This window comes from Polaromonas sp., from assembly GCF_049790275.1.
Lineage (GTDB): Bacteria > Pseudomonadota > Gammaproteobacteria > Burkholderiales > Burkholderiaceae_C > Polaromonas.
On the sequence record NZ_JBAQYR010000021.1, the window covers coordinates 1 to 23844 of the forward strand.

Here is a 23844-nt window from a genome sequence, read left to right on the forward strand (position 1 = left end):
CGCGCGAGCGGGGCTGGACCGTGCTGGCCAGCCGGGCCGTCTTCGCCGGCGCGGGTTCCGGCATCCAGACGGGAACCCAGGACACGCTGGCCGTGCCCGGCAAACAGCTGACCCTGGACGTGCTGGAAATCACCGGCCTGGTGACCGGCATGGACGACAAGATCCACGGCATGGCCAGCCTGACCGAAAGGGCCGAGGAAATCAGCGCAGCGGTGCGGACCAACTCCGACATCACCGCGCGGGCCGTCAAGGACGCGTTGCAGTCCAAGCTGGCCGCGCTGAAAGGCCAGCGCTTCGAAGACGATGCCGAACCGGTACGCCTCAAGGGTTACCGCGTCACAAAAAAAATCGGCGCGGGCGGCATGACCGAGGTTTACCTGGCCGAACGCGAAGCCGACGGCCTGCCGATCGTGCTCAAGGTGCTGGACTCGCGCGGCAAGGAAGCCTCGGAGCACCTGGTGCGTTTCATCCAGGAATATGCGCTGCTCAGCCAGATCAACCACCCGCACGTGATCCGCATCCACGATCAGGGTTTCAGCGACGAACACGCCTACATCGCGATGGAATATTTCGAGTGCGGCGACCTGCGCGCCCTGTTCGGTCCCGGCATGACCCGGGAACGCGCGCTGACGGTGGGTCGGCAGCTGGCCCTGGCGCTGGCCGCCATCCACAGCCACGGCATCGTGCATCGCGACATCAAGCCCGAAAACGTCATGCTGCGTAGCGATGGTTCGGTGGCGCTGGCCGATTTCGGCATCGCCAAGTCCATGCTTGAGGCCGAAAGCCTGGGCTTGACCCAGACGCGGCACGGCGACGTGGTCGGCACGCCCTACTACATGAGCCCCGAACAGGTAAGCGGCAAGGCCGTGACAGTGCGCTCCGACCTGTACAGCCTGGGCGTCATGCTGTTCGAAATGCTGGCCGGCACGCGCCCTTTCGTTGCGGATTCCCTGGAGTCGCTGCTGGCCAAACACCTGCATGCCGACACACCGGACCTGCCCGCGGCGCACGCCGCCCTGCAGCCCATCGTGAACCGGCTGATGGCCAAGAACCCTGACGACCGTTATGCGTCGGCCGACGCCCTGCTGGCGGACCTGGCCCAAGCCGCCTGAAAAAGCCCCCCCCTACGCCCGGTTCAACAATTAACCGACCGATCGGTCGGTTAATTGCTATACTGCGGTTCATCACCGTTCTGCAGTACGGGCGACAGGAGACAAGACATGTACACACAATCACTCGACGTGCCCGACGCGTCGGCGTCAGCTTCGGTCGCAGCCGCCCCTGACGCGCTGCAAACCCGCTTCGACGAAAAAATCGACGCCGACCAGAAAATCGAGCCGCAGGACTGGATGCCCGAGGCCTACCGCCGCACGCTGGTGCGCCAGATCAGCCAGCACGCACACAGCGAAATCATCGGCATGCAGCCCGAAGGCAACTGGATTTCGCGCGCGCCCTCGCTCAAACGCAAGGCGATTTTGCTGGCCAAGGTGCAGGACGAAGGCGGCCATGGCCTCTACCTGTATTCCGCCGCCGAAACCCTGGGCGTGGGCCGCGACGCAATGCTCGATGCCCTGCACACCGGCAAGGCCAAGTACAGCTCCATCTTCAACTACCCGACGCTGCTGTGGGCCGATGTCGGCGTGATCGGCTGGCTGGTCGACGGCGCGGCGATCATGAACCAGGTGCCGATCTGCCGCTGCTCCTACGGCCCGTATGCACGCGCCATGATCCGCGTCTGCAAGGAAGAAAGTTTTCACCAGCGCCAGGGCTTTGAAAGCCTGATGGTGCAGATGCAGGGCACGCCCGAACAGCGCGCCATGGTGCAGGACGCGGTGAACCGCTGGTGGTGGCCGGTGCTCGCGATGTTCGGTCCGCCCGATGCCGACAGCACCAACGGCGCGCAGGGCATGCGCTGGGGTATCAAGCGCATTTCCAACGACGATCTGCGCCAGAAGTTTGTCGATGCCACCGTGCCGCAGGCCGCGGTGCTGGGCGTGACCCTGCCCGACCCCGACCTGAAATGGAACGAAGCGCGCCAGCAGCATGACTACGGCGCGATTGACTGGGACGATTTCTGGGCCGTGGTTAATGGCAATGGGCCGTGCAACAAGGAGCGCCTGGCGAACCGGGTCAAGGCGCATGAAGGTGGCCAGTGGGTGCGCGATGCCGCGCAGGCGCATGCGGCCAAACAGAAAGCCCGCCAGATGAAGGAAGCAGCATGAGCAACACACACAACGACTGGCCACTCTGGGAAGTGTTCGTACGCAGCAAGCAGGGGCTGGAACACAAACACTGCGGCAGCCTGCATGCCGCCGATGCGCAGCAGGCGCTGCAGATGGCGCGCGACGTTTACACCCGCCGCCAGGAAGGCGTAAGCATCTGGGTGGTGCCATCCAACACCATCACCGCCAGCGAACCCGACGACAAGGCCGCGTTTTTCGAGCCCATGGCCGACAAGATCTACCGGCACCCGACCTTCTATGAGATCCCTGACGAAGTGGGCCACATGTGAATACAGTTGAAGCTCCTGCTAGAACGGCCCCGCTGGACTACCTGCTGCACCTGGCCGACAACGCGCTGGTGCTCGGCCAGCGCAACGCCGAGTGGTGCGGCAACGGCCCGGTGCTGGAGGAAGACATTGCGCTGGCCAACATGAGCCTGGACCTGATCGGTCAGGCGCGCATGTTGTACCAGCACGCGGCTGTCGTGGCCGGCGATGGCGCAACGGAAGATTCGCTGGCCTACTTCCGTGGCCCTGACACGTTCCGCAACTACACGCTGCTCGAACTCCCCCATGCGTCCGATGCTTCCAGCCGCGATTACGCAGTGACCATCGTCCGTAATTTCCTTTACAGCGCGCTGATGTTGCCGCTGTGGGAAGCCTTGCAGAAATCAAAGGACGCGCAGCTGGCAGCCATTGCGGGCAAGTCGTTCAAGGAAGTGCGTTACCACTTCCGCCACTCGCGCGACTGGCTGGTCCGACTGGGCGATGGCACCGCCGAGTCACACGCCCGGGTCCAGGCCGCCTTGAAGCATTTATTGCCTTACACCGCCGAATTCTGGGCGCAGGCAGCTATCGAAAAGATAGCTGCCTCGGAAAATTTCGCCATGGACTCCGCCACCTTGCAAGGCCGCTGGGACGATCTCGTCAACGAGGCCCTGCAGGAAGCCGGATTGCAGCGACCGGCCCCTGGCAGCAACTTGCCGCAGGGCAAGAACGGCCAGCACAGCGACCACCTGGCACCGCTGCTGGCCGAGATGCAAAGCCTGGCACGCGCCCATCCGGACGCTCGCTGGTGATGAACACCCTGCAACAGGTCTGGGACGTGCTCGAAGCCGTGCCCGACCCGGAGATCCCGGTGGTGTCCATCCGCGAGCTCGGCATTCTGCGTGACGTACGCCACGTCAGCGATGGCGTGGAGGTCATCATCACGCCGACCTACAGCGGCTGCCCGGCCATGGGGCAGATCGAGGACGACATTCGCGCCGCGCTGGCGCAGCACCAGCTCACTGCGCGCATCACCACCCAGCTCGCGCCGGCCTGGACCACCGACTGGATGACTGCGGCCGCCAAGGCCAAGCTGCGCAGCTACGGTATTGCGCCGCCGCACACCACCACGCTCGGCAGCGACAAGGTCATCCGCTTCGCGCCCCGGCATCAGGCGGCTGAGGCTGTGGCCTGTCCGCAGTGCGGCTCGGCCAACACCACCGAAACCTCGCACTTCGGCGCGACCGCCTGCAAGGCGCTGTACAAGTGCCTGGACTGCCTGGAACCCTTCGACTATTTCAAAAGTTATTGATGCCCCCACGTTCGCTCACTCCGTGTAGCTCTCTGCCCCCCGAGGGGGCCGCTGCGCCTGCGGCCCGGCGAAGCCGGTTCCGCGGCCCTGGCTGGTAAAGAGCAAACCGAAAACCCATTCTTGCGATGTCCTATTTCCATTCACTCAATATTTCCCGCGTCACGCCAGAAGCGGCCGGGGCCGTGGCCGTCAGCTTCGCCATTCCGCCCGAGTTACAGGACATGTACCGCTTCACGCCGGGACAGTTCCTCACGCTGAAAGCGACGATAGGCGGCGAATCAGTGCGCCGCAGCTACTCGATCTGCAGCAGCACGCAGCGCCTGGCCGCCGACCATGACATCGAAGTCGGCATCAAGCCGGTCGAAGGCGGTGTCTTCTCCAACTGGGCCACACAGCTGCAGCCCGGCGACACGCTGGAGGTGATGCCGCCGGAAGGCCGCTTCACCCCCCGGCTAAAGGGCGGCGTACACCGCGTCGGCTGGGCGGCCGGCTCGGGCATCACGCCGCTGCTGTCCATCATTGCCAGCACCCTGGCGGATGAGCCGGAGGCCACCTTCACGCTGGTCTACTGCAACCAGCGCACCGGCAGCATTTTGTTCAACGAAGCGCTGCAGGACCTGAAAGACCGCTATCCCGCACGGCTGACACTGATTCACCTGCTCTCACGCCAGTCGCAGGAAGTTGAACTGTTCAACGGCCGGCTGGACGCGGCCAAGGTCAGCGAACTGCTGGCCACCCTGATCCCGCCTGCCGGCATCGACGAGACTTTTGTCTGCGGCCCCGAAGCCATGATTGAAGGCTGCGAGCAGGCTTTGCTGGCCGCCGGCGTGCCGCGGGAACGCATTCATGCCGAACGCTTCACCACCAGTGCGCAGCCTTCAGCTGCTATTAATTCAGGAGCTGCCAGCACAATTGGAACAAGGGCTACAGGTCAAAATGGCTTGAAGAAAAGCGGCTCCGCCGGTGCCATCCGCCTGTCGGTGCAGCTTGACGGCAAGGCGCACGAATTGCGCATGCATGCACACGAACGCGTGCTTGACGTCGCGCTGGCCGCCGGGCTGGACCTGCCCTACAGCTGCAAGGGCGGCGTCTGCTGCACCTGCCGCGCCAAGGTGCTCGAGGGACAGGTGGCCATGGAGAAGAACTTCACGCTGGAAAGCTGGGAAGTGGACAAAGGCTTTGTGCTGAGCTGCCAGGCCCGGCCGCTGAGCGAGCGCGTGAGCATCAGCTACGATGACCGGTAGGTAATAAGGCCCCCACGCTTGTCGCTTTGCGTACTGCGCTGCCCCCGAGGGGGCCGCTGCGCCTGCGGACTGGCGAAGCCAGATCCGCGGCCCCTGCTTGAAGGGGATGTTGTTCCCACACCCGTTTTCATCCTGTTCCGTGCTTCGAGCACGCAACGGATGGTGGCCTCAGTGGGTTCTCGAATTCCAGACGTGGAGTTCAAAAAATGCGCCGGTCTCGCCAATTTTCAGTTGACGGAACACCGAGCGGGTGGCTGCTTCGGCGGCTTGTTCCCAGCGGGCGATGGCCTGCAGTTCTTCGGGAGCGCTAACCTCGAAGGGATTCTCGGCGAGCAGGGAGCGCGCAGCCAGCCATTCGCAATAGGCCCCCCGCACGGCCGAGCCGCCGCCGAAAGTGTGTTCCAGCACCTCCACGAATTTCTCTTCCGCGGCCCGCTTTTGTGCGTCTGACAAACTGGCAGCGGACATAAGTGATGCGTTGTATTTGGCCTGTGCTCTCATGGCGGGTGATGGTGCAGTCGTGCGGGAAATCTGCCGATCATACAATCCCTCCCGTTCCGGCGCATCCGGGATTATTTTCGTCAAGGCTTAATACTTCAGCGTTGTGCTCTTGCCCCAGAACACGCGGTAGGCAAACACTGTATAACCAACAATCATGGGCAACACCACCAGCGCACCGGCGAGGATCACCCCCATGGAGCCGGGCGAGGTCGTGCCCTGCCAGAGATGGATGCGGTCGATCACCAGCCAGGGGAACAGGCTGTAGGCCAGCCCGTAAAAAGCGAGCAGGAAGACACCCACTGTGGCACCGAACGGCACCCAGGCCCCGTATTCGTTGCCCTGTGCCAGCCGCACCGGCAGGCGGCGCAGGCTGCGGCCTATGACCAGCAGCAGGATCAGTGTCGCCAGGGGAATCGGCAGCAGCAGCACGATGTAGGGAAAAGCAAACCACTTGTCGAAAATGGACTGGCTGACCAGCGGCGTCGCCAGCGAAATGGCTGCAATGCCCGCCGCGGTGAACCACAGGCTCCCGCGCGCCCATTGGACGGCCTGCAGTTGCAGCGCGCCTTCGGTCTTGATGATGAGCCAGCCCGCGCCCAGCAGGCAGTAAGCGGCCACCAGCGCCAGCCCGATGGCCGCGCTGAAGAGCATGGACCAGATGTCGCCGGCAAAACCGGTGATGAGTGCGCCCAGCATGTAGCCTTGGCTCCAGCTTGCCAGCAGCGAGCCGGCGTAAAAAGCGCGGTTCCAGGCCGGCTTGTGCCGCGCCCGCGCCTTGACACGAAAGTCGAAGGCCACGCCGCGCAACGTCAGACCGACCAGCATCAGCGCCACCGGCAGGTAAAGCGCGCCCAGGATTTCGCCATGCGCCAGCGGAAATACCGTCAGCAGGATGCCGATGCCCAGCACCAGCCAGGTTTCATTGGCATCCCAGAAAGGGCCGATGCTGGCGATCATGGTGTCCTTGTCGTCCTCGCTGGCGCGCCGCATGAGCACGCCCACCCCCAGGTCATAGCCGTCCAGGACCACATAGGCCAGCATGGCCAGCCCCATCACACCCATGAAGACAATCGGCATCCAGCCGGCAGGCTGGCTCAGGTCGGGAATGAAGTCATACATTCGGATGCCCCTCCTTTTCCGGGTAGTTGACGGGATTGAGCTGCTGCTCCAGCGGCTGCGCCGCTTCGAGCGGCACGTCCGCGTGCGGGGTCGGGGCCTTGCGCGCCAGGTAGAACAGCACCGACACATAGGCGGTGATCAGCACGGCATACAGCAGCAGGTAAAGCGTGAGCGTCAGACCGATCTGTGCCGCCGGCACCCGGGAAGCGGCGTCAGCAGAAGTCAGCACACCCGACACCAGCCAGGGCTGGCGCCCGACTTCCGTCACGTACCAGCCAGCCACCAGCGCCACCCAGCCGGAGAAGGTCATGCCCACCAACACGCGCAGGAGCCACGGCTTCATTTCCCGCACGGCCAGCGCAGGGACTCCGTCTTCACCAGCCGGGGCCGCGGGTCCGGCTTCGCCGGCCCGCAGGCGCAGCGCCCCCCCGGGGGGCAGCGTAGTACGCGAAGCGACAAGCGTGGGGGCCCAGGGCCTGAGCTGCCAGACGCTGAGCCAGCTCACCAGGAGCATCAGCACCCCCACGCCGACCATGATGCGGAAGGCCCAGAACACCGGCGCCACCGGCGGGTGTTTGCCTTCGAAATCGTTGAGGCCCTTGATCTCGCCGTTCCAGTCGTGGGTGAGGTAGAACGACGCGAATTTGGGAATGGAGATTTCAAGATCGTTGCTGCGGCTTGTTGCATTGGGCAGCGCAAACAAGACGGCGGGCGCGCCTTTCTGCGTTTCCCAGATGCCTTCCATCGCGGCGATCTTGGCCGGCTGATGCTCCAGCGTGTTCAGCCCGTGCAGGTCGCCGGCAATGATCTGCAACGGAATCAGGAAGGCTGCGAGGTACACCCCCGTGCGCAGGGCGGCCTGCACGTCGGCGCCGCGGTCCTGCTTCAGCCAGCGGTAGGCCGACAGCCCCGCCACCAGGAAAGACACCGTCAGGCCCGAAGCCAGCAGCATGTGCGTGAGGCGGTAAGGGAACGACGGGTTGAAGATCACCGCCAGCCAGCTCGTCACATGGGCCTTGCCCTCTATCATTTCAAAACCGGCCGGCGTCTGCATCCAGGAGTTCAGCGCCAGGATCCACACCGCCGAGAGCGTGGTACCGGCGGCCACCAGGAAGGTGGCCAGTGTGTGCACGCGTTCACTGACCCGCTCGCGCCCGAAGAGCATCACACCCAGCATGGTGGCTTCCAGGAAAAACGCGGTCAGCACTTCATAGGCCAGCAGCGGCCCGGCGATGTTGCCCACGGTGTTCATGTAGCCCGGCCAGTTGGTGCCGAACTGGAAGCTCATGGTGATGCCGCTGACCACGCCCAGCGCAAAGGTCAGCGCAAACACCTTCACCCAGAACTGGTAGGCGTCCATCCAGTGCTGCTTTTTGGTTTTGACAAAACGCAGCTTGAAAAACAGCAGCACCCAGCCCAGCGCGATGCTGATGGTCGGGAACAGGATATGAAAGGTGATGTTGGCCGCAAACTGAATGCGCGCCAGCAGGAATGCGTCAAGTCCATCCATCGTCAGCTCCGGTTGTCGTCAAGCGTGTTGGCAGGCTGCGCTTCCACTGTGTCCGGTGCCGGGCGCCCTGTCAAACCCGCCCTGACCGAACCGGCCACCTTGTCTTTCACTTCCAGCAGTTTCTGCACCTTGGCCCCCATCTTCATCAGCTTGACCAGCGTGGCCGGATCCATCTTCTGCACATCGGCCAGCCAGCCGGTCATGAGTTCGATCAGGTCGTGCATCTGCTTCATGCGTGCCTGCGCGTGGATGTCATCAGGCGCCGAAGGCTGCTCTATCAACGCATCGCGCAGCATGGACAGGGTGGGATCGATCTCGCGCTTGCGTCGCTCTTCGGCCAGCGTGCGGAAGATTGCCCATACGTCTTCCGGGGCCTGGAAATACTCGCGCCGGTCGTTGGGCAGGTGCTGCAGGCGCACCAGGTTCCAGGACTGCAGCTCCTTCAGGCCCATGCTGACATTCGAGCGCGAAAACGCCAGCGCCTCGCCAATGTCGTCTGCATTGAGGGCACGCGGCGACACGTACAGAAGCGCGTAAATCTGCCCCACCGTGCGGTTGATGCCCCAGCGGCTGCCCATTTCCCCGAAGTGCAGGACAAAACGCTGGGTCAGAGGGGTGAGGTTCATGGCAGTCATTTACTGAAATTTCAGGAATTACTGAAATTCTAGTAAGTTAAAGATTTTTCTGCTGGCGACCGGCTATTCGCATTCCCCGCATCCTTTTGGGCAGGTCATGAAAAAGGCAGAATTCCTTATACAAAATCCGACCACAGCCCTTTGCCAGCGGGTGCCGGCAGCTATCACAAACATAGCAGACAGGATCGACAATTGTTTCGCGGCAGGACCGGCCTGGCACTGCTTCCGGCAGGCACAATCTCTGGCGGCATCCCGTTGGAGTGCCCTTTCCCTTGATCAACCCCAGGCGTACGGAGGCGCCGCATCATGAAAAAACAGATCGAACGCTTTTCCCCGCACCAGAACGCCAAGGTTTTTGCGGTGCTCATGGCTGTGAGTTCCCTGGTCTTCGTGGTTCCCTTCATGCTGATCGCCTCTGCTTTCACGCCCCGGGGCATGGGCATGCCGGCGCTGGCGGTTCTGGCGTTTCCCGTCATGTACCTGGTGATCGGCTACCTGTCGGTGGTGATCGGGTGCTGGCTCTACAACCTGCTGTACCCCTACATCGGGGGCATCGAGTTCCAGGCGCGGGACACCAACGACTGAAGCCGTTCACCGGGCCGGCTTGGGCTCCACCGGCGCGACGCCGTATTTCGGCTTGGCGGTGGTGCCCACGCTCAGGTAGTTGACCACGCCCATGACGTCATCGACCAGCATGACGGCCTGTTCCATCGCCCTGGCCTGTTCCTGCGTCTGCACACAGCCCATGAGCGTCACCAGCCGCCGCTCGCCGAGCACCCAGACGCTGGTGTTGTTGAAGCGCCCGTCCTGCTGCAGGTAGCTGACCATGCGGGGAATGATCTCCCTGTCGTAGAGGTAGGAGTTGGGCAGGCGGCAGCGGCCCGAGCGGAAGCAGCTGCCGCCGTGCTGGGCCCGCACATGCGCCTCGGCGCGCACCTGTTGCTGCGTGAACATCGGGCCTTCGGGCACGGGGCAGCCGGACATGGCGGAGGTCACTTGCAGGAAAGGATCGTTGAAGTGATTCCCGCGCTCCTGTGGCGCATTCAATTTTTCCTGCGCAAGCACAGCAAAGGGCAGCGCTGCCAACCCGACGAACAAAACAACCCAGCCGCGAAGTTTCATGTTTATCTCCCGTGACACGCCACGATAGCGGGTTTTCACGGCAAGGGCGTGGACTTGTCATCTCACCGACATGCTGTCCATGAAAAGTGCAGCCATGAACAATTCGCTGACCCTGCGCCCCGCCCTCGAGTCCGATCTGCCTGCTGTGCTGCGCCTCTACGCCCAGCCCGACATTGACGACGGCGATGTTCTTGCCCTGCCGGACGCCACCTGTATCTGGGAGCGCATGGCAAGTTACCCCAACTACACACTCTATGTCGCCCTGGTGGAGAAGCGCGTGGCCGGCACCTTTGCCTTGCTCATCATGGACAACCTCGGCCACCTGGGTGCGCCATCGGCGGTGGTTGAAGACGTGGCGGTGGACCCCGCTGCGCATGGCCAGGGCATCGGCAAGGCGATGATGCGCCATGCCATGGCGCTGGCCGCCGAATGCGGTTGTTACAAGCTTGCGCTGTCATCCAACCTCAAACGCGATAAGGCACATGCGTTTTACGACTCGCTGGATTTTGAGCGCCATGGTTTCAGCTTTCGCATGGTGCTGCCTTCTGCATCACCATGAAATTGCTATGTATTCAGGAGCTGCTTGCGCCCGCCCTATAAGGGCTGGAAGCTGATTTGATGCATGAAACGCGTCCTCGCCGTTCCATCCCCCTGGGCGACTGTTTCAGCGGGCCGGTGAAGGCGGCGTTTCGGTCAAGGCGGCGTGGACGCCGGCACCAGCAGCAGCACGTCCTTCACGCCCAGGCCCAGCATGCCCAGCGCCTCGGCTGCCGCGCGGCTCAGGTCGATCACGCGGCCGCGGCTGAAGGGTCCGCGGTCGGTGATGCGCACGTCCACCTCCTTGCCGTTGACCAGGCTGCGCACACGCACCAGTGTCCCGAAAGGCAGCGTCTTGTGCGCCGCCGTCAGTTCATGCATGTTGTAGCGCTCACCACTGGCGGTACGGCGTCCGTTGAAGCGCGAGCCATACCAGGAGGCTTTGCCCCGCTCGAACTCCCTGAGCGCCGCATCGGCCGGCAGCAACGGCACGGCAACGGGAGGAGGTTCGGTCGTGCCACCTGCCTCAGCGGGTGGCCTGGCAGCCGGTCGGGCAGCACCGGGGGCTGGTGAAGGCGTGGTGTCGGACGCAGGTGGCGTTGTGCAGCCTGATGACAGCACCAACAGGCTGGTCGTGATCAGGGTCCGGAGTACGCCTTTACGCATGGTGCCGCCCAATGTCAGGCCTTCTGCAAGCGACGCACATTCAGCTCCCAAGCCGCTTCAAGATTTCAGTCGTGGCTCCGGATTGGTTCATGGTGAGACACCGAAGCGTGGGGCCCCGCTTGCGGGGATAGCCCAGCGCAGGTGGATCAGCACCACATTCAGCTCCCAAGCCGCTTGCAGATTTCCACCGTCGCCTGAGATTGATTCATGGTGTAGAAATGAATGCCGGGCACACCGGCGCTGCGCAGCTGCTCGCACAGGTCGGTCACCACGTCCAGGCCAAAACTCTTGATGGAAGCGAGGTCGTCGCCAAAGCCTTGCAGGCGCAAGCGGATCCAGCGCGGGATTTCCGCGCCGCAGGCATCGGAAAACCGCATCAGCTGCGTGGAGCTGATGATGGGCATGATGCCGGGCACAACAGGCACGTCGAGGCCCATCTTCTTCGCGTCATCGACAAAACGGAAGTAAGCGTCTGCGTTGAAAAAATACTGGGTGATGGCCGAGTTGGCACCGGCCCGGACCTTGGCGGCAAACGCCTGCAGGTCGGCATCGGCCGATTTGGCCTGCGGGTGGATCTCGGGATAGGCCGCCACTTCGATGTGGAAAGCATCACCCGTGAATTCACGGATGAAAGCCACCAGGTCGCTCGCGTAATGGAACTCGCCGCCGGCGCCGTAGCCGCTGGGCAGGTCGCCGCGCAAGGCCACCAGGCGCTTCACGCCCATGGCCTGCAGGGCAGCGAGCTGCTGGCGCACCGTCGCCTTGGTCGCGCCCACGCATGAGAAATGACAGGCCGCGTCAACGCCCTCTTTCAGGATCTCGCCAACGGTGCCGAAAGTGCCGTCCTGCGTGGAGCCGCCGGCCCCGAAGGTGACGGAGCAGAACTCGGGCTTGTACGCGTACAGCGCCTTGCGCGCCAGGCGCAGCTTGTCGGCGCCTTCAGGCGTTTTGGGCGGGAAAAATTCAAAGCTGATGGGGAAATTCATTGCCAACCTCAATCCTTGTCGGTTTTCTTGTCGCGGCGCTTGCCGCGTGCCGGGCCGGGCTGGCCGGCGTGGGCGGCTTCCGGGTCTTCATGCGGCTCACGCATGGCCGCACGCGGCAGGCGTTTGGGCGCCTTGCGCTGCGGTGCGGCGGGCAGTGGCTGCGCCTCACCGGCATTGTCATGGCCTTTGACCGCATGGATGAAAAATTCGCGGTTGCCGTCGCCGCCTTCAATCGGCGATGCCAGCCAGGCTTTCACGTCCAGCCCCAGGGCAGCGCAGGCATCGCGCAAACGCTTTTCCACAAATTCGAAATGCACGGCATCGCGCACAATGCCGCCCTTGCCGATCTGGCCGGGCTGCAGTTCGAACTGGGGTTTGACCAGCATCAGCAGGTTGCCACCAGGCTTGAGCAGGCGCACCACGGCCGGCAGCACCAACGTGAGGGAGATGAACGACAGGTCGCCGGTCAGGAAGTCGAAACCGGCCTCGATGGCCTCGCCTTCTTCTTCGTCGTCGAATGCCTCATCGTCAAATGCGTCATCGCTCGTCTCGTGGGCGTGGCCCGCTACCAGGTCGTCAGCCGTCATGGAGCGGGCATTGAGCCCCTCGATGCAGACCACGCGCGGGTCATCGCGCAGGCTGGGATGCAGCTGGCCGTGGCCCACGTCCACGCCCACCACCTGCACAGCGCCCTGCTGCAGCAGGCAGTCGGTGAAACCGCCGGTCGATTGGCCGATGTCCAGGCAGCGCAGGCCGGCCACACTGAGGCCGGTGCTTTTAAGTGCGCCTTCCAGCTTGAGCCCGCCGCGCGAGATGTACTTCGCTTCGGTGGTGTCCAGAATCTGCAGCTCGGCGTCCTCAGGAATTTCGTCGCCGTTCTTGGCCACTTTTTTCCACGGTGCGCTTTCCTCGGCGCGCCACTGCACACCCGAAGCAATCAGGCGCTGGGCCTGGGACCGGGTGGCGGCGTGGCCGTGTTCGACGAGGAATAAGTCAGCGCGCATGAATCTCCTGCAGCCGCAAGGGCGTAGCGAGCGCCCCGATATCAAGGCGCGGGTGGCAGGCAACCGGAATGCACTTCAGGTGCATGAGGATTGCCTGATCGGGACCCGCAACGCCGAGATCGGGTCGCGCAGTAGCCCGAATCAATAGCGGTAGGTATTGGCCTTGTAGGGGCCAGCCTTACTGACACCGATGTACGCAGCCTGCTCATCGCTGAGTTCGCTCAGCATCGCGCCGACCTTCTTCAGGTGCAGGCGCGCCACTTTTTCGTCGAGGTGTTTCGGCAGCACATAGACCTTGCCCACTTGGTAATCAGCCTGTTTGGTGAACAGTTCGATCTGCGCAATGGTCTGGTTTGCGAAGCTGGACGACATCACGAAGCTCGGGTGGCCGGTGCCGCAGCCGAGGTTCACCAGGCGGCCCTTGGCCAGCAGGATGATGCGTTTGCCGTCCGGGAAAATCACGTGGTCAACCTGCGGCTTGATCTCTTCCCAGGTGCATTTTTCGAGCGAAGCAACGTCGATTTCGTTGTCGAAGTGGCCGATGTTGCAGACGATGGCCTGGTCTTTCATGTTGGCCATGTGGTCATAGGTGATGACGTTCTTGTTGCCGGTGGCGGACACAAAAATGTCGGCCTTGTCGGCAGCGTATTCCATGGTCACGACCTTGTAGCCTTCCATCGCGGCCTGCAGGGCGTTGATGGGGTCGATCTCGGTCACCCACACTTGTGCGCTCAGTGCACGCAGGGCCTGGGCCGAGCCCTTGCCCACGTCGCCGTAACCGGCCACACAGGCCACCTTGCCGGCGACCATCACGTCGGTGGCGCGCTTGATGGCGTCAACCAGTGATTCGCGGCAGCCGTAGAGGTTGTCGAACTTGGACTTGGTCACCGAGTCATTGACGTTGATGGCGCGCAGGGCCAGCGTGCCCTTGGCGGACATTTCGTTCAGGCGCAGCACGCCGGTGGTGGTTTCTTCGGTCACACCGACGATGTTTTTCAGGCGGCGGCTGTACCAGGTCGGGTCAATGGCGAGCTTGGCCTTGATCGAGTTGAACAGGCAGATTTCTTCTTCGCTGCCGGGCTTGGAGATCAGGCTGGCGTCTTTTTCGGCCTTGGTGCCCAGGTGCATCAGCAGCGTTGCGTCGCCGCCGTCGTCCAGGATCATGTTCGGGCCTTCTTCGGGCGTGCCTTTGGCGCCACTGAATTCGAAGATGCGGTGGGTGTAGTCCCAGTAGTCGGCCAGGGTTTCGCCCTTGATGGCGAACACAGGCGTGCCGGCGGCAGCGATGGCTGCGGCGGCGTGGTCCTGCGTGGAGAAGATGTTGCACGATGCCCAGCGCACGTCGGCACCCAGGGCTTGCAGCGTCTCGATCAGCACGCCGGTCTGGATGGTCATGTGCAGCGAGCCGGTGATGCGCGCGCCCTTCAGCGGCTGCGCCTTGGCAAACTCTTCACGAATGGCCATCAGGCCGGGCATTTCGGTCTGGGCAATGTTCAGTTCCTTGCGGCCCCAGGCGGCAAGCGAAATGTCGGCAATCACGTGGTCGGCAGCAGCGGGTTTCAATACGGCGTTCATGGGGTATCTCCAAAATCAAGGGTTCAATTCGGCAAAATAGCCACGGCCGCATGGCTTCAAATCGGCGGGGAGTCTGTTGTCTCACCCGGCTTTGAGAGCACATGCGGGTGAGCGTGGTTGCAGATGAAAGTCCTGAGCCTAGACCACATGTCGTGGGTTGCAACGCTCCTCAGGAAGCCGCTATTGTAGCCAACCTCGGTCCGCGAGGCAAAGGCCCGCCCTTCTGCTGCAGTACTCGTGAGAAAATTTCACCATGCAAGAACCCAGGACCATTTGTCTCTATCTGTTCACAGAAGCCCTCGACAGCTTTGACCTGCGTGCAGCGGAAGCTGCCATGGAAGCGTCAGATTTCGAAGTCAAGCTTTCTAAGAACAATGAGCGCAACGGACTGGAGGTGCATTGGCAGCCAGACCCCATCGTTCACCCCGAGTACCAGGCCAGTGGTGTTCTTGCCAGGCCGCCGGCCGAGACTTATATCCTGCGTTTTGATTCTGGCGATGCAGCAAGGAAAATTCGCCAGGACGTATCGGCGTTGCTGGCGCAAGATGGCCAGCTGGTTCCCCCCGCCCTGAAGCCCGACGGCCTTGTGCATCTGATGGAGCTCGATGTAGCCACCATTCCCCGGCACAAAATGGCGATGCTCTATGCCCTGGTAGTCGAGCTCGCCGCCACCGCAGTCCAGACCGGCGATGTCGCTATCTATGACCCGGGCAGCGCAATTTGCCTGACCCCGACTATTGCGCGCGAGGCACTGGACTGGCGCTCGCTCCTGGAGCAACTGGACAACCCGCTCCCCATACAGTCCACCGGACTTGTCGAAGACCCGGATTTCGCGCCACCCACCGAAACGATCCATGGGACAGAAATGCGTCCCTCGCCCAGGCAGGAAGGCCATCTTCCTCCGGGCCAGCAAGGCCCGAACTGGTCTGGTTGGCTGCTGGCCGGTATCGCCGGCGTGGGACTGATCTCCTGGTATTGGCTGCGCGGCTGAGATCCAACGAACAATATCGCCCATCAGGACGCCGATGCACCCACTTACCCGCTGGCTCGCCAATGAGCGTGCCCAGATCTTCGGCGTTTTCACCGACATCGACGACACCCTGACCACCGAAGGTGCCATCACGCCCGATGCGCTGCAGGCCCTTGGCGACCTCAAGGCCGCCGGCCTGCACGTGATTCCCATCACCGGCCGGCCGGTCGGCTGGAGCGAGCCTTTTGCGCTGAGCTGGCCGGTGGATGCCATCGTGGCTGAAAACGGTGCCGTCGCGCTTCTTTCTGATGAAAATGGCCTCCAACCCTTATACGGCGGTCGCAAGGCGCTATCAAAACTATATCAACAGGATGCGCCGACACGCGCCGCGAACTATGCCCGCATGCAGCAGGTGGCCGGTCGCGTGGTGCGTGAAGTGCCCGGCGCCGTGTTGTCCGAAGACAGCCCAGGACGCGAAACCGACATCGCCATCGACCACAGCGAGTTTGTGCACCTGCCGCCGGAGAGCATCGCCCACGCCGTGCAGATCATGCAGAGCGAGGGCATGAACGCCACGGTGAGCTCCATCCACATCAACGGCTGGTTCGGCGCGCACAACAAGCTCGAAGGCGCTCGCTGGATCGTCCGTGAATTGTTCGGCCGCGACCTGGACAGCGAAATGGACCGCTGGGTCTATGTCGGCGACTCGACCAACGACCAGCTGATGTTCGAGGCCTTTCCGCATTCGGTGGGCGTGGCCAACATCCGCCGCTTTGAAGCGGAACTGAGCCACAAGCCGCGCTACATCACCGAAGGGGAGCGCGGCGCAGGTTTTGCCGAAGTGGCAGCCGCGCTGCTGGCGGCGCGCTCCCGCTGAATGTGTTTCAGCGGCCCCCAGCGGCCATTGCAACAAAAATTTAAAGCCAAATCGGCACCCAGCCCTTATTTTACGGGCGCAAGCAGCTACTGATTCGATAGCACGCCACTGACGCCAACCCGGCTCAAAACGCCCTTCAGCGCCTTTCCGGTTGCGGTGCCCAGCTTGACCACCTGCTCCGGCGTGGTGGAGGCGACCACCCGGCCGCCGGCGTTGCCGCCATCGGGGCCAAGGTCAATCACCCAGTCAGCCTCGGCAATGACATCGAGGTCGTGTTCGATCACCACCACACTGTGGCCGCCGTTGACCAGGCGGTGCAGCACGTGAATGAGTTTTTCCACGTCGGCCATGTGCAGGCCCACCGTGGGTTCGTCCAGCACATACAGGGTGTGCGGCGCCTTCTGGCCGCGCCGCGTGATGTCGTCGCGCACCTTGGACAGCTCGGTCACCAGCTTGATGCGCTGCGCCTCGCCGCCCGACAGCGTCGGCGATGGCTGGCCCAGGGTCAGGTAACCCAGGCCCACGTCTTTGAGCAGCTGCAGCGGATGCGCAATGGCCGGCATGGAGGCGAAGAACTCGACAGCTTCGTCCACTTCCATGGTCAGCACGTCGCCGATGTTTTTGCCGCGCCAGGTGACAGCTTGGGTTTCGGGGTTGAAACGCGCACCGTGGCAGGTTTCGCAGAGCACCTTCACGTCGGGCAAGAAGCTCATGCCGATGGTACGTACGCCCGCGCCCTCGCAGGTCGGGCAGCGGCCTTCGCCGGTGTTGAAGCTGAAGCGCCCGGCGCCATAGCCGCGTGCCTTGGCTTCCAGCGTGTCGGCAAACAGCTTGCGCACCGTGTCCCAGAAGCCGATGTAGGTGGCCGGGCAGGAGCGCGGCGTCTTGCCGATAGGCGTCTGGTCGACTTCCAGCACGCGGTCAACCACCTCATAACCCGCGATGTAGTCACAGCCGGTCCAGGCCGGGTGTTTGCCGGCGTTGTCGGCGTCGCGCCCGGCCTTGGTGGAGCGTTGCGCCACACCCGCCTGCACGTTGGCCAGCAGCACGTCGCGCGCCAGCGTCGATTTACCCGAACCGGACACACCCGTGACCGCGACCAGGCGGTACAGCGGCACGGTGACGGACACCTTCTTGAGGTTGTGCAGGTCGGCACCCACCACGTTCAGCCAGGAGGTGAAAGGCCCGGCGGCTGCCGGCGCTGCGTTGTGCAGCGCACTGGCGCTCGCGGCGGCCGCTTTCAGGGCCTGCGCCTTCAAGGCGGCAGCCTTCTGCTTGCTCACCGGTTTGGCGCCTGCTGCAACGGGCAACACCAGCACGGCGGCGACCGGCGCAGTGCCTGTGCGTGTCTCGCGGCGAAGCTGCAGCGGGTGAATCAGCGGGTTGGCCAGGTAACGCCCGGTCAGCGAATCGGGCAAGGTGGCCAGGTGCGCCGCCGTGCCCTGCCCGACCAGCCGCCCACCGCGTTTGCCGGCGCCGGGGCCGATGTCGATGATGTTGTCGGCGCGGCGAATCGTGTCCTCGTCATGCTCGACCACCACCAGCGTGTTGCCGCGCTCGCTGAGTTTGCCCAGGGCACGCAGCAAAATCTGGTTGTCGCGCGGGTGCAGGCCGATGGTCGGCTCGTCCAGCACATAACAGACGCCCTGCAGGTTCGAACCCAGCTGCGCGGCCAGCCGGATGCGCTGCGCCTCGCCGCCCGAGAGCGTGGGTGCGCCGCGGTCCAGCGTCAGGTAACCCAGGCCGACATCCTCGAGGAACTCGAGCCGGCTCTTGATCTCGGGGACCAGGTCACGGGCAATGCCGGCTTCACGCCCGGACAGTGCCAGCTGCTCGACCCAGGCGCGCACGTCGGTCACCGATAGCGCAGCGATGTCGGCAATGCCCACGCCGGCGAACTTCACCGCACGCGCCTGGGCATTCAGTCGCGTCCCCCGGCAGGTCGGACAGGCGGCATCCACCACGTCTTCGGCCTCTGGCTCGGCAAAACTCTGCTCGCGGCCCTTGTTGTCGTCGTCGCGCACGGAGTCGTCAAACACCTTGCGCTGCTCTTTGGTGAGCTTGACACCGGTGCCGACACAATCCGGGCACCAGCCGTGTTTGCTGTTGTAGCTGAACAGGCGCGGGTCCAGTTCGGGGTAGGACGTGGCGCACACCGGGCAGGCACGCTGCGTGGACGAGGCCTGCAGCCTGCCGATCTGCTTCGTGGAGACACCGGCCATCATCGCGCCGCGCAAGCCGTCCAGCGGCGCCAGCACATGCACCACCCCCTTGCCATGCTGCAGCGCCGTGGCGAGCGCCTGACGCAGTGCGGCTTCGTTCTCGGGTGTCACGTGGATGTCGGCAATCGGCAGCTCGATCGTGTGTTCCTTGAAGCGGTCGATGCGCGGGAAATTCGTGGTCGGCAGGAATTCGCCGTCAATCCGCAGATGCGTGTAGCCGCGCGGCCGCGCCCAGTCGGCCAGCTCGGTGTAGACACCCTTGCGGTTGATCACCAGCGGCGCCAGCAGGCCGATGTGCTGGCCGCGGTGTGCCTTGAGCAGTTGCGCGGCAATACTTTCAGCGCTTTGCGGCATGACGGCCGCACCGTCTTTGGTGCAGTGCTGGATACCCAGCTTGACGTAGAGCAAGCGCAAAAAGTGCCAGACCTCGGTGGTCGTGCCGACGGTGGATTTGCGCCCGCCGCGCGAGAGGCGCTGCTCGATGGCCACGGTCGGCGGGATGCCATAAACCGCATCCACCTCGGGCCGGCCCGCCGGCTGCACGATGCTGCGCGCATAGGCGTTGAGCGATTCCAGGTAGCGCCGCTGGCCTTCGTTGAACAGGATGTCAAAAGCCAGTGTGGACTTGCCGGAGCCCGACACACCGGTCACCACATTGAACTGGCCGCGCGGAATGTTGACCGACAGGCTTTTGAGGTTGTGCTCCTTGGCGTTGACGATCTGGATCAGGTTGGAGAAGGCCGGTTTGGTACTCCAGGCCTTGGGCCGCGCCTCCTCCACACCATGCACCTTGCCCATGGCCTGCTCGTACTCGCGCAGCGCCAGTGCGGTGTGCGAGCTCGGGTGCTGGCGCACCTCTTCGGGTGTGCCCTGGGCCACCAGCAATCCGCCGGCTTCGCCGCCTTCGGGGCCCAGGTCGATCAGCCAGTCGGCCGAGCGGATCACGTCGAGGTTGTGCTCGATGATGATCAGCGAATGGCCAATGTCCAGCAGCTTGCGCAAGGCGCGCATCAGCTTGGCGATGTCGTCGAAATGCAACCCGGTGGTCGGCTCGTCGAACAGGAACAGCGTGCCGCGGTTGATGTTCTTGATCGCCAGCGGCTGGCGGCTGGCGCTCGCGGTTTTCGATGCGCCAGCCAGGAAGCCGGCAAGCTTCAGGCGCTGCGCCTCGCCGCCCGACAGCGTGGGCACGGGCTGGCCCAGCTTCACATATTCCAGGCCGACATCGACGATGGGCTGCAGCGCGCGAATGACTTCGCGGTCCTGCGCAAACAGCTGGCTGGCTTCGCTGACCGTCAGGTCCAGCACGTCGGACACATTCATCAGGCGCGGATGCACATCGCCGATGGCCTTGCGCTCGATGGTGACTTCCAGGATCTCGGGGCGGTAACGCTTGCCGTCGCAGTCCGGGCAGCGCAAATAGACATCGCTGAGAAACTGCATTTCCACATGTTCAAAACCCGAGCCGCCGCAGGTCGGGCAGCGCCCGTCGCCGTTGTTGAAGCTGAACTTGGACGAGGTGTAGCTGCGCTGCCGGGCCAGCGGCGCCTGCGCAAACAGCTCGCGTACCGCGTCCCAGGCACCGACATAACTGGCAGGGTTGGAACGCGCGGTCTTGCCGATCGGCGACTGGTCCACGAACACCACGTCGGTCAGGTAGTCCGCACCCATCAGGCGGTCATGCAGGCCGGGCGTTTCCGTGGCCTTGCCGAACTGGCGCAGCAGCGCCGGCGCCAGGATGTCCTGCATCAGGGTCGATTTGCCGGAACCACTGACACCCGTGACACAGACCAGGCGCTGCAACGGGAATTCCACCGTGAGGTTCTTCAGGTTGTGGTCACGCGCGCCTTCCAGAATGAGGCGAGGTGTGCTGTCAGTCACCGGCCGCTTGAAGCCCATGCCCACCTGCTTGCGCGAGCCAAGGTAGGCGCCGGTCAGCGTGTCGGCGTGTTTGAGGTCTTCCGGCGTGCCGTCGAAAACGATCTGACCACCCTTCTCGCCAGGGCCCGGGCCCATGTCGATCATTCGGTCGGCGGCCAACATCACCGCCGGGTCGTGCTCGACCACCACCAGCGTGTTGCCGGCGTCGCGCAGCCGGTGCATGGCCTGGGTGATGCGGTTCATGTCGCGCGGATGCAGGCCGATCGAGGGCTCGTCCAACACAAACAGGGTGTTGACCAGCGAGGTGCCCAACGCCGTCGTCAAGTTGATGCGCTGCACCTCGCCGCCGGACAAGGTGCGGCTTTGCCGGTCCAGCGTCAGGTAGCCGATACCGACATCGCAGAGGTATTTGAGCCGGGTGTGGATTTCCTCGAACAGCGACTTGAGCGCCTTGAATTCGGCATCGGGCACACTGCCGTCCTGCAGCGCGGCCGGTGCCAGTCCGTTGAAAAATTCGCGCAGCCGGTCGATCGGCAGCTGCATCAGGTCATGCAGGCTCAGGCCAGGCAAGGCTTCGAGCTGGGCACGGGTCCAGTCCACGCCAACCGGCATGAAGCGTTTGCCCGGCGGCAGCACGGCGTCGGCCGCTTCCTTCGAGCCCAGTCGCCAGAGCAGCGCCTCGAGTTTCAGGCGCGCCCCACCGCAGGTTTCGCACGGCGTGTAGCTGCGGTACTTGGACAGCAGCACCCGAATGTGCATCTTGTAGGCCTTGGTCTCCAGGTAGGCAAAAAAGCGCTTGATGCCGTACCAATGCTTCTTCCACTGCCCGTCCTTGTAACCAGGTGTGCCGTGGATCACCCAATGCTGCTGCGCCGGCGTGAGTTTGTACCAGGGGGTGTCGCGCGGAATGCCTGCGGCTTCTGCGTGGCGCATCAGGTCGTCCTGGTTTTCGGCCCAGGCTGGCGTCTGCAGGGTCTTGATCGCGCCGGAGCGCAGGGTCAGCTTGTCGTTCGGAATCACCAGGCCGTAGTCAACCCCGATCACGCGGCCAAAACCGCGGCAGGTTTCGCAGGCGCCCATGGCCGAATTGAAGGAAAACAGCGAAGGCGTCGGCTCTGCATAACGCAGGTCGCTGTCGGGGCAATGCAAACCGGTGGAAAAGCGCCACATCTCCTCCACAGCGCCCTCTTCTGCCGGCTGCACATACACATTGAGGCGGCCGCCACGCTTGAGTGCCAGCTCGATGGCCTCGATCACGCGGGCCTTTTCCGCTGCCTGGATGCGAAAGCGGTCGGCCACCACATCCAGCAGCTTGTGCGGCCCTGCCGGCGTCGCCACATCACGCTCGGCATGCACGCGCGTGAAACCGCTGGCCGACAGCCACTGCGTCACCTCATCGGCACTGGTGTTGCCGGGCAGCTCGACCGGGAAGGTCATGACCACCCTCGGATCGGTAGAAGCCGTGCGCGCCATCAGCTCGGCGTAAATCGACTCCGGCGTGTCATGGCGTACCGCCTGGGCCGTTTTTTTGTCGAATAGCTGTGCAGCGCGTGCATACAAAAGTTTTAAATGGTCGTTGAGCTCCGTCATCGTGCCCACCGTCGAACGCGAACTGCGCACCGGATTGGTCTGGTCGATCGCAATCGCGGGCGGAACACCCTCGACCTTGTCGACGGCCGGCTTGTCCATGCGGTCCAGGAACTGCCGCGCATAGGCGGAGAAGGTCTCGACGTAGCGGCGCTGGCCCTCGGCAAACAGGGTGTCAAAGACCAGCGAGGATTTGCCCGAGCCGCTGGGCCCGGTGACCACCGTCATCTCACCCGTGCGGATATCCAGGTCAATGTTTTTGAGGTTGTGCTGACGTGCGCCGCGAATGCGGATGGTTCCCTGGGACATGGGTGGTTTGCTTTCTTGTAGGTCAAACATTCTAGGCAAGCCGCAAAGCAGGCGAAGGTGTGGGGTTAAAACTGCTTTGACCCCGGATTTGCAGCGCAATGATGGCTTTTCATCTCCTCGTTTTTCCGCTTTTATGGTTAACTAGCTGACGTCAACCGAATAGCCAAGGACAGAAGATGAAGAAACTGAGTTTATGGTGCGCCGCCATTGCCATGGTTGCGCTGAGCCATGCCAGCCAGGCACAAATCCTGATCGGGCAAACCGCCGGCTTTACCGGCCCCGTGGGTGCCGGCGTGAAAGAAACCACGGATGGCGCCAAGCTTTACATCGACACCATCAATGCCAAAGGGGGTGTCAACGGGCAGAAAATTGAACTGATCTCGCTCGACGACAAATTCGACCCCAAGCAGGCAGGTGAAAATGCCCGCAAGCTGATCGAAGAGCAAAACGTGGTCGCCCTGTTCCTCACGCGCGGAACGCCTCACACGGAAGCCATCCTCCCGCACCTGGAGAAACACGGGGTTCCGCTGGTGGGCCCGTCCACCGGCGCCATGGTGTTGCACCTGCCGGTCAAAAAGCATGTGTTCAACGTGCGCGCCACCTACCAGCGTGAGGCCGAAAAAGCCGTCTCCCACCTGAGCTCCATGGGCATCACGCGCATCGCGATTGTTTATGCCGACGACAGCTTCGGCGCAGACGGCGTGGCAGGCGCGCAAAAAGGCCTGGTCGCGGCCAAGCTCCAGCCTTCCGTTCTGGAAAAATTCAACCGCAGCAAGCCGGATTTCGGCCCCATCGCCCCCAAGATTGTCCAGACCAATACACAAGCCGTCATCATGGTGGCGTCCGGCCAGGCCGTGGTCGATGGCACCAAGGCGTTCCGGACCGCCGGCTCCGCGGCACAGATCGTCACGCTGTCCAACAACGCATCCGGCGGTTTCATCAAAAGCCTGGGCGACAACGCCCGCGGCGTGATCGTGACCCAGGTCTTCCCTTATGAACGTTCCATTGCCTTTGGCATGGTCAAGGAAGCCCAGGAAATGGCCAAGGCCAAAGGCGCCGGCGACATCAGCCCGGCCATGCTCGAAGGGTTTGCCGCCGCCAAGGTCCTGGTCGAAGGACTGCGCCGTGCCGGCCCCAAACCCACCCGCGAAAAAATCCAGGCTGCGCTGGAAGGCATACGCAAACTCGATCTGGGCGGGCTCGAGGTGAGCTATTCGCCTGAAGACCACACCGGACTGGACTTCGCCGACCTGTCCATCATCGGCACAGACGGCAAGTTCATGCGCTAGAACCTCTCGG

General features: G+C 63.4%; 21 protein-coding genes and 1 riboswitch. Of the genes, 11 read left to right on the plus strand and 10 right to left on the minus strand.

All coding sequences use genetic code 11. The features are described 5' to 3' along the window. The 6 genes from WA904_RS02855 to paaE form a co-directional block, all read left to right on the plus strand. Positions 1-1112: serine/threonine-protein kinase (locus WA904_RS02855; protein WP_425195615.1), on the plus strand; the 1112-nt coding region annotated here is incomplete at its 5' end. A 108-nt stretch (positions 1113-1220) separates the two neighbouring features. Then, positions 1221-2222, plus strand: coding sequence for a 1,2-phenylacetyl-CoA epoxidase subunit PaaA (gene paaA / locus WA904_RS02860; RefSeq protein WP_425195616.1), 1002 nt, complete (start codon positions 1221-1223; stop codon positions 2220-2222). Next, entirely contained in the window at positions 2219-2512 is a 294-nt protein-coding gene (paaB, locus tag WA904_RS02865) for a 1,2-phenylacetyl-CoA epoxidase subunit PaaB (protein WP_293594372.1), read from the plus strand. The genes paaA and paaB overlap by 4 nt, the downstream gene beginning before the upstream one ends. Continuing rightward, positions 2509-3300 carry a 1,2-phenylacetyl-CoA epoxidase subunit PaaC gene (gene paaC, locus WA904_RS02870; RefSeq protein WP_425195617.1) on the plus strand — a complete coding sequence of 264 codons (792 nt, stop codon included), beginning with the start codon at positions 2509-2511 and terminating at the stop codon, positions 3298-3300. Before paaB ends, paaC begins: the two co-directional genes overlap by 4 nt. Beyond that, the gene (gene paaD / locus WA904_RS02875; RefSeq protein WP_425195618.1) at positions 3300-3800 is read left to right on the plus strand and encodes a 1,2-phenylacetyl-CoA epoxidase subunit PaaD; all 501 of its coding nucleotides are present in this window, start codon (positions 3300-3302) and stop codon (positions 3798-3800) included. The genes paaC and paaD overlap by 1 nt, the downstream gene beginning before the upstream one ends. 125 nt (positions 3801-3925) lie before the next feature. Continuing rightward, positions 3926-5044 (plus strand): 1,2-phenylacetyl-CoA epoxidase subunit PaaE, encoded by a 1119-nt coding sequence (gene paaE / locus WA904_RS02880; protein ID WP_425195619.1) that lies wholly within the window; start codon positions 3926-3928, stop codon positions 5042-5044. 168 nt (positions 5045-5212) lie between these two features. On the opposite strand, the gene WA904_RS02885 is transcribed toward paaE, so the two are convergent. From WA904_RS02885 to WA904_RS02900, 4 genes are read right to left on the minus strand one after another with little or no spacing between them, the layout of a single operon-like run. Continuing rightward, complete coding sequence (locus tag WA904_RS02885; protein WP_425195620.1) at positions 5213-5629, minus strand: hypothetical protein; 417 nt, start codon at positions 5627-5629, stop codon at positions 5213-5215. Positions 5630-5632: 3 nt separating this feature from the next. Further along, complete coding sequence (locus WA904_RS02890) at positions 5633-6664, minus strand: cytochrome d ubiquinol oxidase subunit II (RefSeq protein ID WP_425195621.1); 1032 nt, start codon at positions 6662-6664, stop codon at positions 5633-5635. Further along, entirely contained in the window at positions 6657-8174 is a 1518-nt protein-coding gene (locus WA904_RS02895) for a cytochrome ubiquinol oxidase subunit I (protein WP_425195622.1), read from the minus strand. The genes WA904_RS02890 and WA904_RS02895 overlap by 8 nt, the downstream gene beginning before the upstream one ends. A 2-nt stretch (positions 8175-8176) precedes the next feature. Next, complete coding sequence (locus WA904_RS02900) at positions 8177-8800, minus strand: GbsR/MarR family transcriptional regulator (RefSeq protein WP_425195623.1); 624 nt, start codon at positions 8798-8800, stop codon at positions 8177-8179. Between the two features lie 315 nt (positions 8801-9115). Between WA904_RS02900 and WA904_RS02905 the strand changes: the two genes are divergently transcribed. After that, positions 9116-9394, plus strand: a complete 279-nt coding sequence (locus WA904_RS02905; protein WP_425195624.1) for a hypothetical protein — start codon at positions 9116-9118, stop codon at positions 9392-9394. A 6-nt stretch (positions 9395-9400) separates the two neighbouring features. On the opposite strand, the gene WA904_RS02910 is transcribed toward WA904_RS02905, so the two are convergent. Beyond that, positions 9401-9931, minus strand: a complete 531-nt coding sequence (locus WA904_RS02910; RefSeq protein WP_425195625.1) for a BON domain-containing protein — start codon at positions 9929-9931, stop codon at positions 9401-9403. A 70-nt stretch (positions 9932-10001) separates the two neighbouring features. Between WA904_RS02910 and WA904_RS02915 the strand changes: the two genes are divergently transcribed. Beyond that, positions 10002-10490, plus strand: coding sequence for an N-acetyltransferase family protein (locus WA904_RS02915; RefSeq protein ID WP_425195626.1), 489 nt, complete (start codon positions 10002-10004; stop codon positions 10488-10490). 134 nt (positions 10491-10624) lie between these two features. On the opposite strand, the gene WA904_RS02920 is transcribed toward WA904_RS02915, so the two are convergent. The 4 genes from WA904_RS02920 to ahcY all read right to left on the minus strand — a co-directional run bounded on the left by WA904_RS02920 (position 10625) and on the right by ahcY (position 14699). Beyond that, the gene (locus WA904_RS02920; RefSeq protein ID WP_425195627.1) at positions 10625-11134 is read right to left on the minus strand and encodes a septal ring lytic transglycosylase RlpA family protein; all 510 of its coding nucleotides are present in this window, start codon (positions 11132-11134) and stop codon (positions 10625-10627) included. Between the two features lie 158 nt (positions 11135-11292). Beyond that, the gene (metF, locus tag WA904_RS02925; RefSeq protein ID WP_425195628.1) at positions 11293-12120 is read right to left on the minus strand and encodes a methylenetetrahydrofolate reductase [NAD(P)H]; all 828 of its coding nucleotides are present in this window, start codon (positions 12118-12120) and stop codon (positions 11293-11295) included. Between the two features lie 8 nt (positions 12121-12128). Then, on the minus strand, positions 12129-13124 hold the full coding sequence (locus tag WA904_RS02930) for a TlyA family RNA methyltransferase (RefSeq protein ID WP_425195629.1): 996 nt from the start codon (positions 13122-13124) through the stop codon (positions 12129-12131). Between the two features lie 141 nt (positions 13125-13265). After that, the gene (ahcY, locus tag WA904_RS02935; RefSeq protein WP_425195630.1) at positions 13266-14699 is read right to left on the minus strand and encodes an adenosylhomocysteinase; all 1434 of its coding nucleotides are present in this window, start codon (positions 14697-14699) and stop codon (positions 13266-13268) included. A 102-nt stretch (positions 14700-14801) separates the two neighbouring features. Further along, positions 14802-14876: riboswitch (S-adenosyl-L-homocysteine riboswitch) on the minus strand. A gap of 76 nt (positions 14877-14952) precedes the next feature. Between ahcY and WA904_RS02940 the strand changes: the two genes are divergently transcribed. Both WA904_RS02940 and WA904_RS02945 read left to right on the plus strand, forming a co-directional pair. Beyond that, a complete protein-coding gene (locus tag WA904_RS02940; protein ID WP_425195631.1) occupies positions 14953-15690 on the plus strand; it encodes a hypothetical protein in 738 nt (245 codons plus the stop codon). 34 nt (positions 15691-15724) lie between these two features. After that, positions 15725-16546 (plus strand): HAD family hydrolase, encoded by an 822-nt coding sequence (locus WA904_RS02945; RefSeq protein ID WP_425195632.1) that lies wholly within the window; start codon positions 15725-15727, stop codon positions 16544-16546. An 86-nt stretch (positions 16547-16632) separates the two neighbouring features. Here WA904_RS02945 and uvrA read toward each other — a convergent pair whose 3' ends face one another. Further along, entirely contained in the window at positions 16633-22545 is a 5913-nt protein-coding gene (uvrA, locus tag WA904_RS02950; protein ID WP_425195633.1) for an excinuclease ABC subunit UvrA, read from the minus strand. Positions 22546-22721: 176 nt separating this feature from the next. Between uvrA and WA904_RS02955 the strand changes: the two genes are divergently transcribed. After that, positions 22722-23834: an ABC transporter substrate-binding protein gene (locus WA904_RS02955; RefSeq protein ID WP_425195634.1), complete on the plus strand. Its 1113-nt coding sequence runs from the start codon at positions 22722-22724 to the stop codon at positions 23832-23834. The last annotated feature ends 10 nt before the right edge of the window (positions 23835-23844 follow it).

Excerpts from the sequence above, each read along its gene's own strand:
- paaD (WP_425195618.1), top strand. The coding sequence starts at position 3,300 with ATGAACACCCTGCAACAGGTCTGGGACGTGCTCGAAGCCGTGCCCGAC.
- uvrA (WP_425195633.1), bottom strand. The coding sequence starts at position 22,545 with ATGTCCCAGGGAACCATCCGCATTCGCGGCGCACGTCAGCACAACCTC.
- metF (WP_425195628.1), bottom strand. The coding sequence starts at position 12,120 with ATGAATTTCCCCATCAGCTTTGAATTTTTCCCGCCCAAAACGCCTGAA.
- WA904_RS02955 (WP_425195634.1), top strand. The coding sequence starts at position 22,722 with ATGAAGAAACTGAGTTTATGGTGCGCCGCCATTGCCATGGTTGCGCTG.
- WA904_RS02930 (WP_425195629.1), bottom strand. The coding sequence starts at position 13,124 with ATGCGCGCTGACTTATTCCTCGTCGAACACGGCCACGCCGCCACCCGG.
- paaA (WP_425195616.1), top strand. The coding sequence starts at position 1,221 with ATGTACACACAATCACTCGACGTGCCCGACGCGTCGGCGTCAGCTTCG.
- WA904_RS02920 (WP_425195627.1), bottom strand. The coding sequence starts at position 11,134 with ATGCGTAAAGGCGTACTCCGGACCCTGATCACGACCAGCCTGTTGGTG.
- WA904_RS02940 (WP_425195631.1), top strand. The coding sequence starts at position 14,953 with ATGCAAGAACCCAGGACCATTTGTCTCTATCTGTTCACAGAAGCCCTC.
- WA904_RS02895 (WP_425195622.1), bottom strand. The coding sequence starts at position 8,174 with ATGGATGGACTTGACGCATTCCTGCTGGCGCGCATTCAGTTTGCGGCC.
- WA904_RS02910 (WP_425195625.1), bottom strand. The coding sequence starts at position 9,931 with ATGAAACTTCGCGGCTGGGTTGTTTTGTTCGTCGGGTTGGCAGCGCTG.
- WA904_RS02915 (WP_425195626.1), top strand. The coding sequence starts at position 10,002 with ATGCTGTCCATGAAAAGTGCAGCCATGAACAATTCGCTGACCCTGCGC.
- WA904_RS02900 (WP_425195623.1), bottom strand. The coding sequence starts at position 8,800 with ATGAACCTCACCCCTCTGACCCAGCGTTTTGTCCTGCACTTCGGGGAA.
- WA904_RS02890 (WP_425195621.1), bottom strand. The coding sequence starts at position 6,664 with ATGTATGACTTCATTCCCGACCTGAGCCAGCCTGCCGGCTGGATGCCG.
- paaE (WP_425195619.1), top strand. The coding sequence starts at position 3,926 with ATGTCCTATTTCCATTCACTCAATATTTCCCGCGTCACGCCAGAAGCG.
- paaB (WP_293594372.1), top strand. The coding sequence starts at position 2,219 with ATGAGCAACACACACAACGACTGGCCACTCTGGGAAGTGTTCGTACGC.
- ahcY (WP_425195630.1), bottom strand. The coding sequence starts at position 14,699 with ATGAACGCCGTATTGAAACCCGCTGCTGCCGACCACGTGATTGCCGAC.
- WA904_RS02945 (WP_425195632.1), top strand. The coding sequence starts at position 15,725 with ATGCACCCACTTACCCGCTGGCTCGCCAATGAGCGTGCCCAGATCTTC.
- WA904_RS02905 (WP_425195624.1), top strand. The coding sequence starts at position 9,116 with ATGAAAAAACAGATCGAACGCTTTTCCCCGCACCAGAACGCCAAGGTT.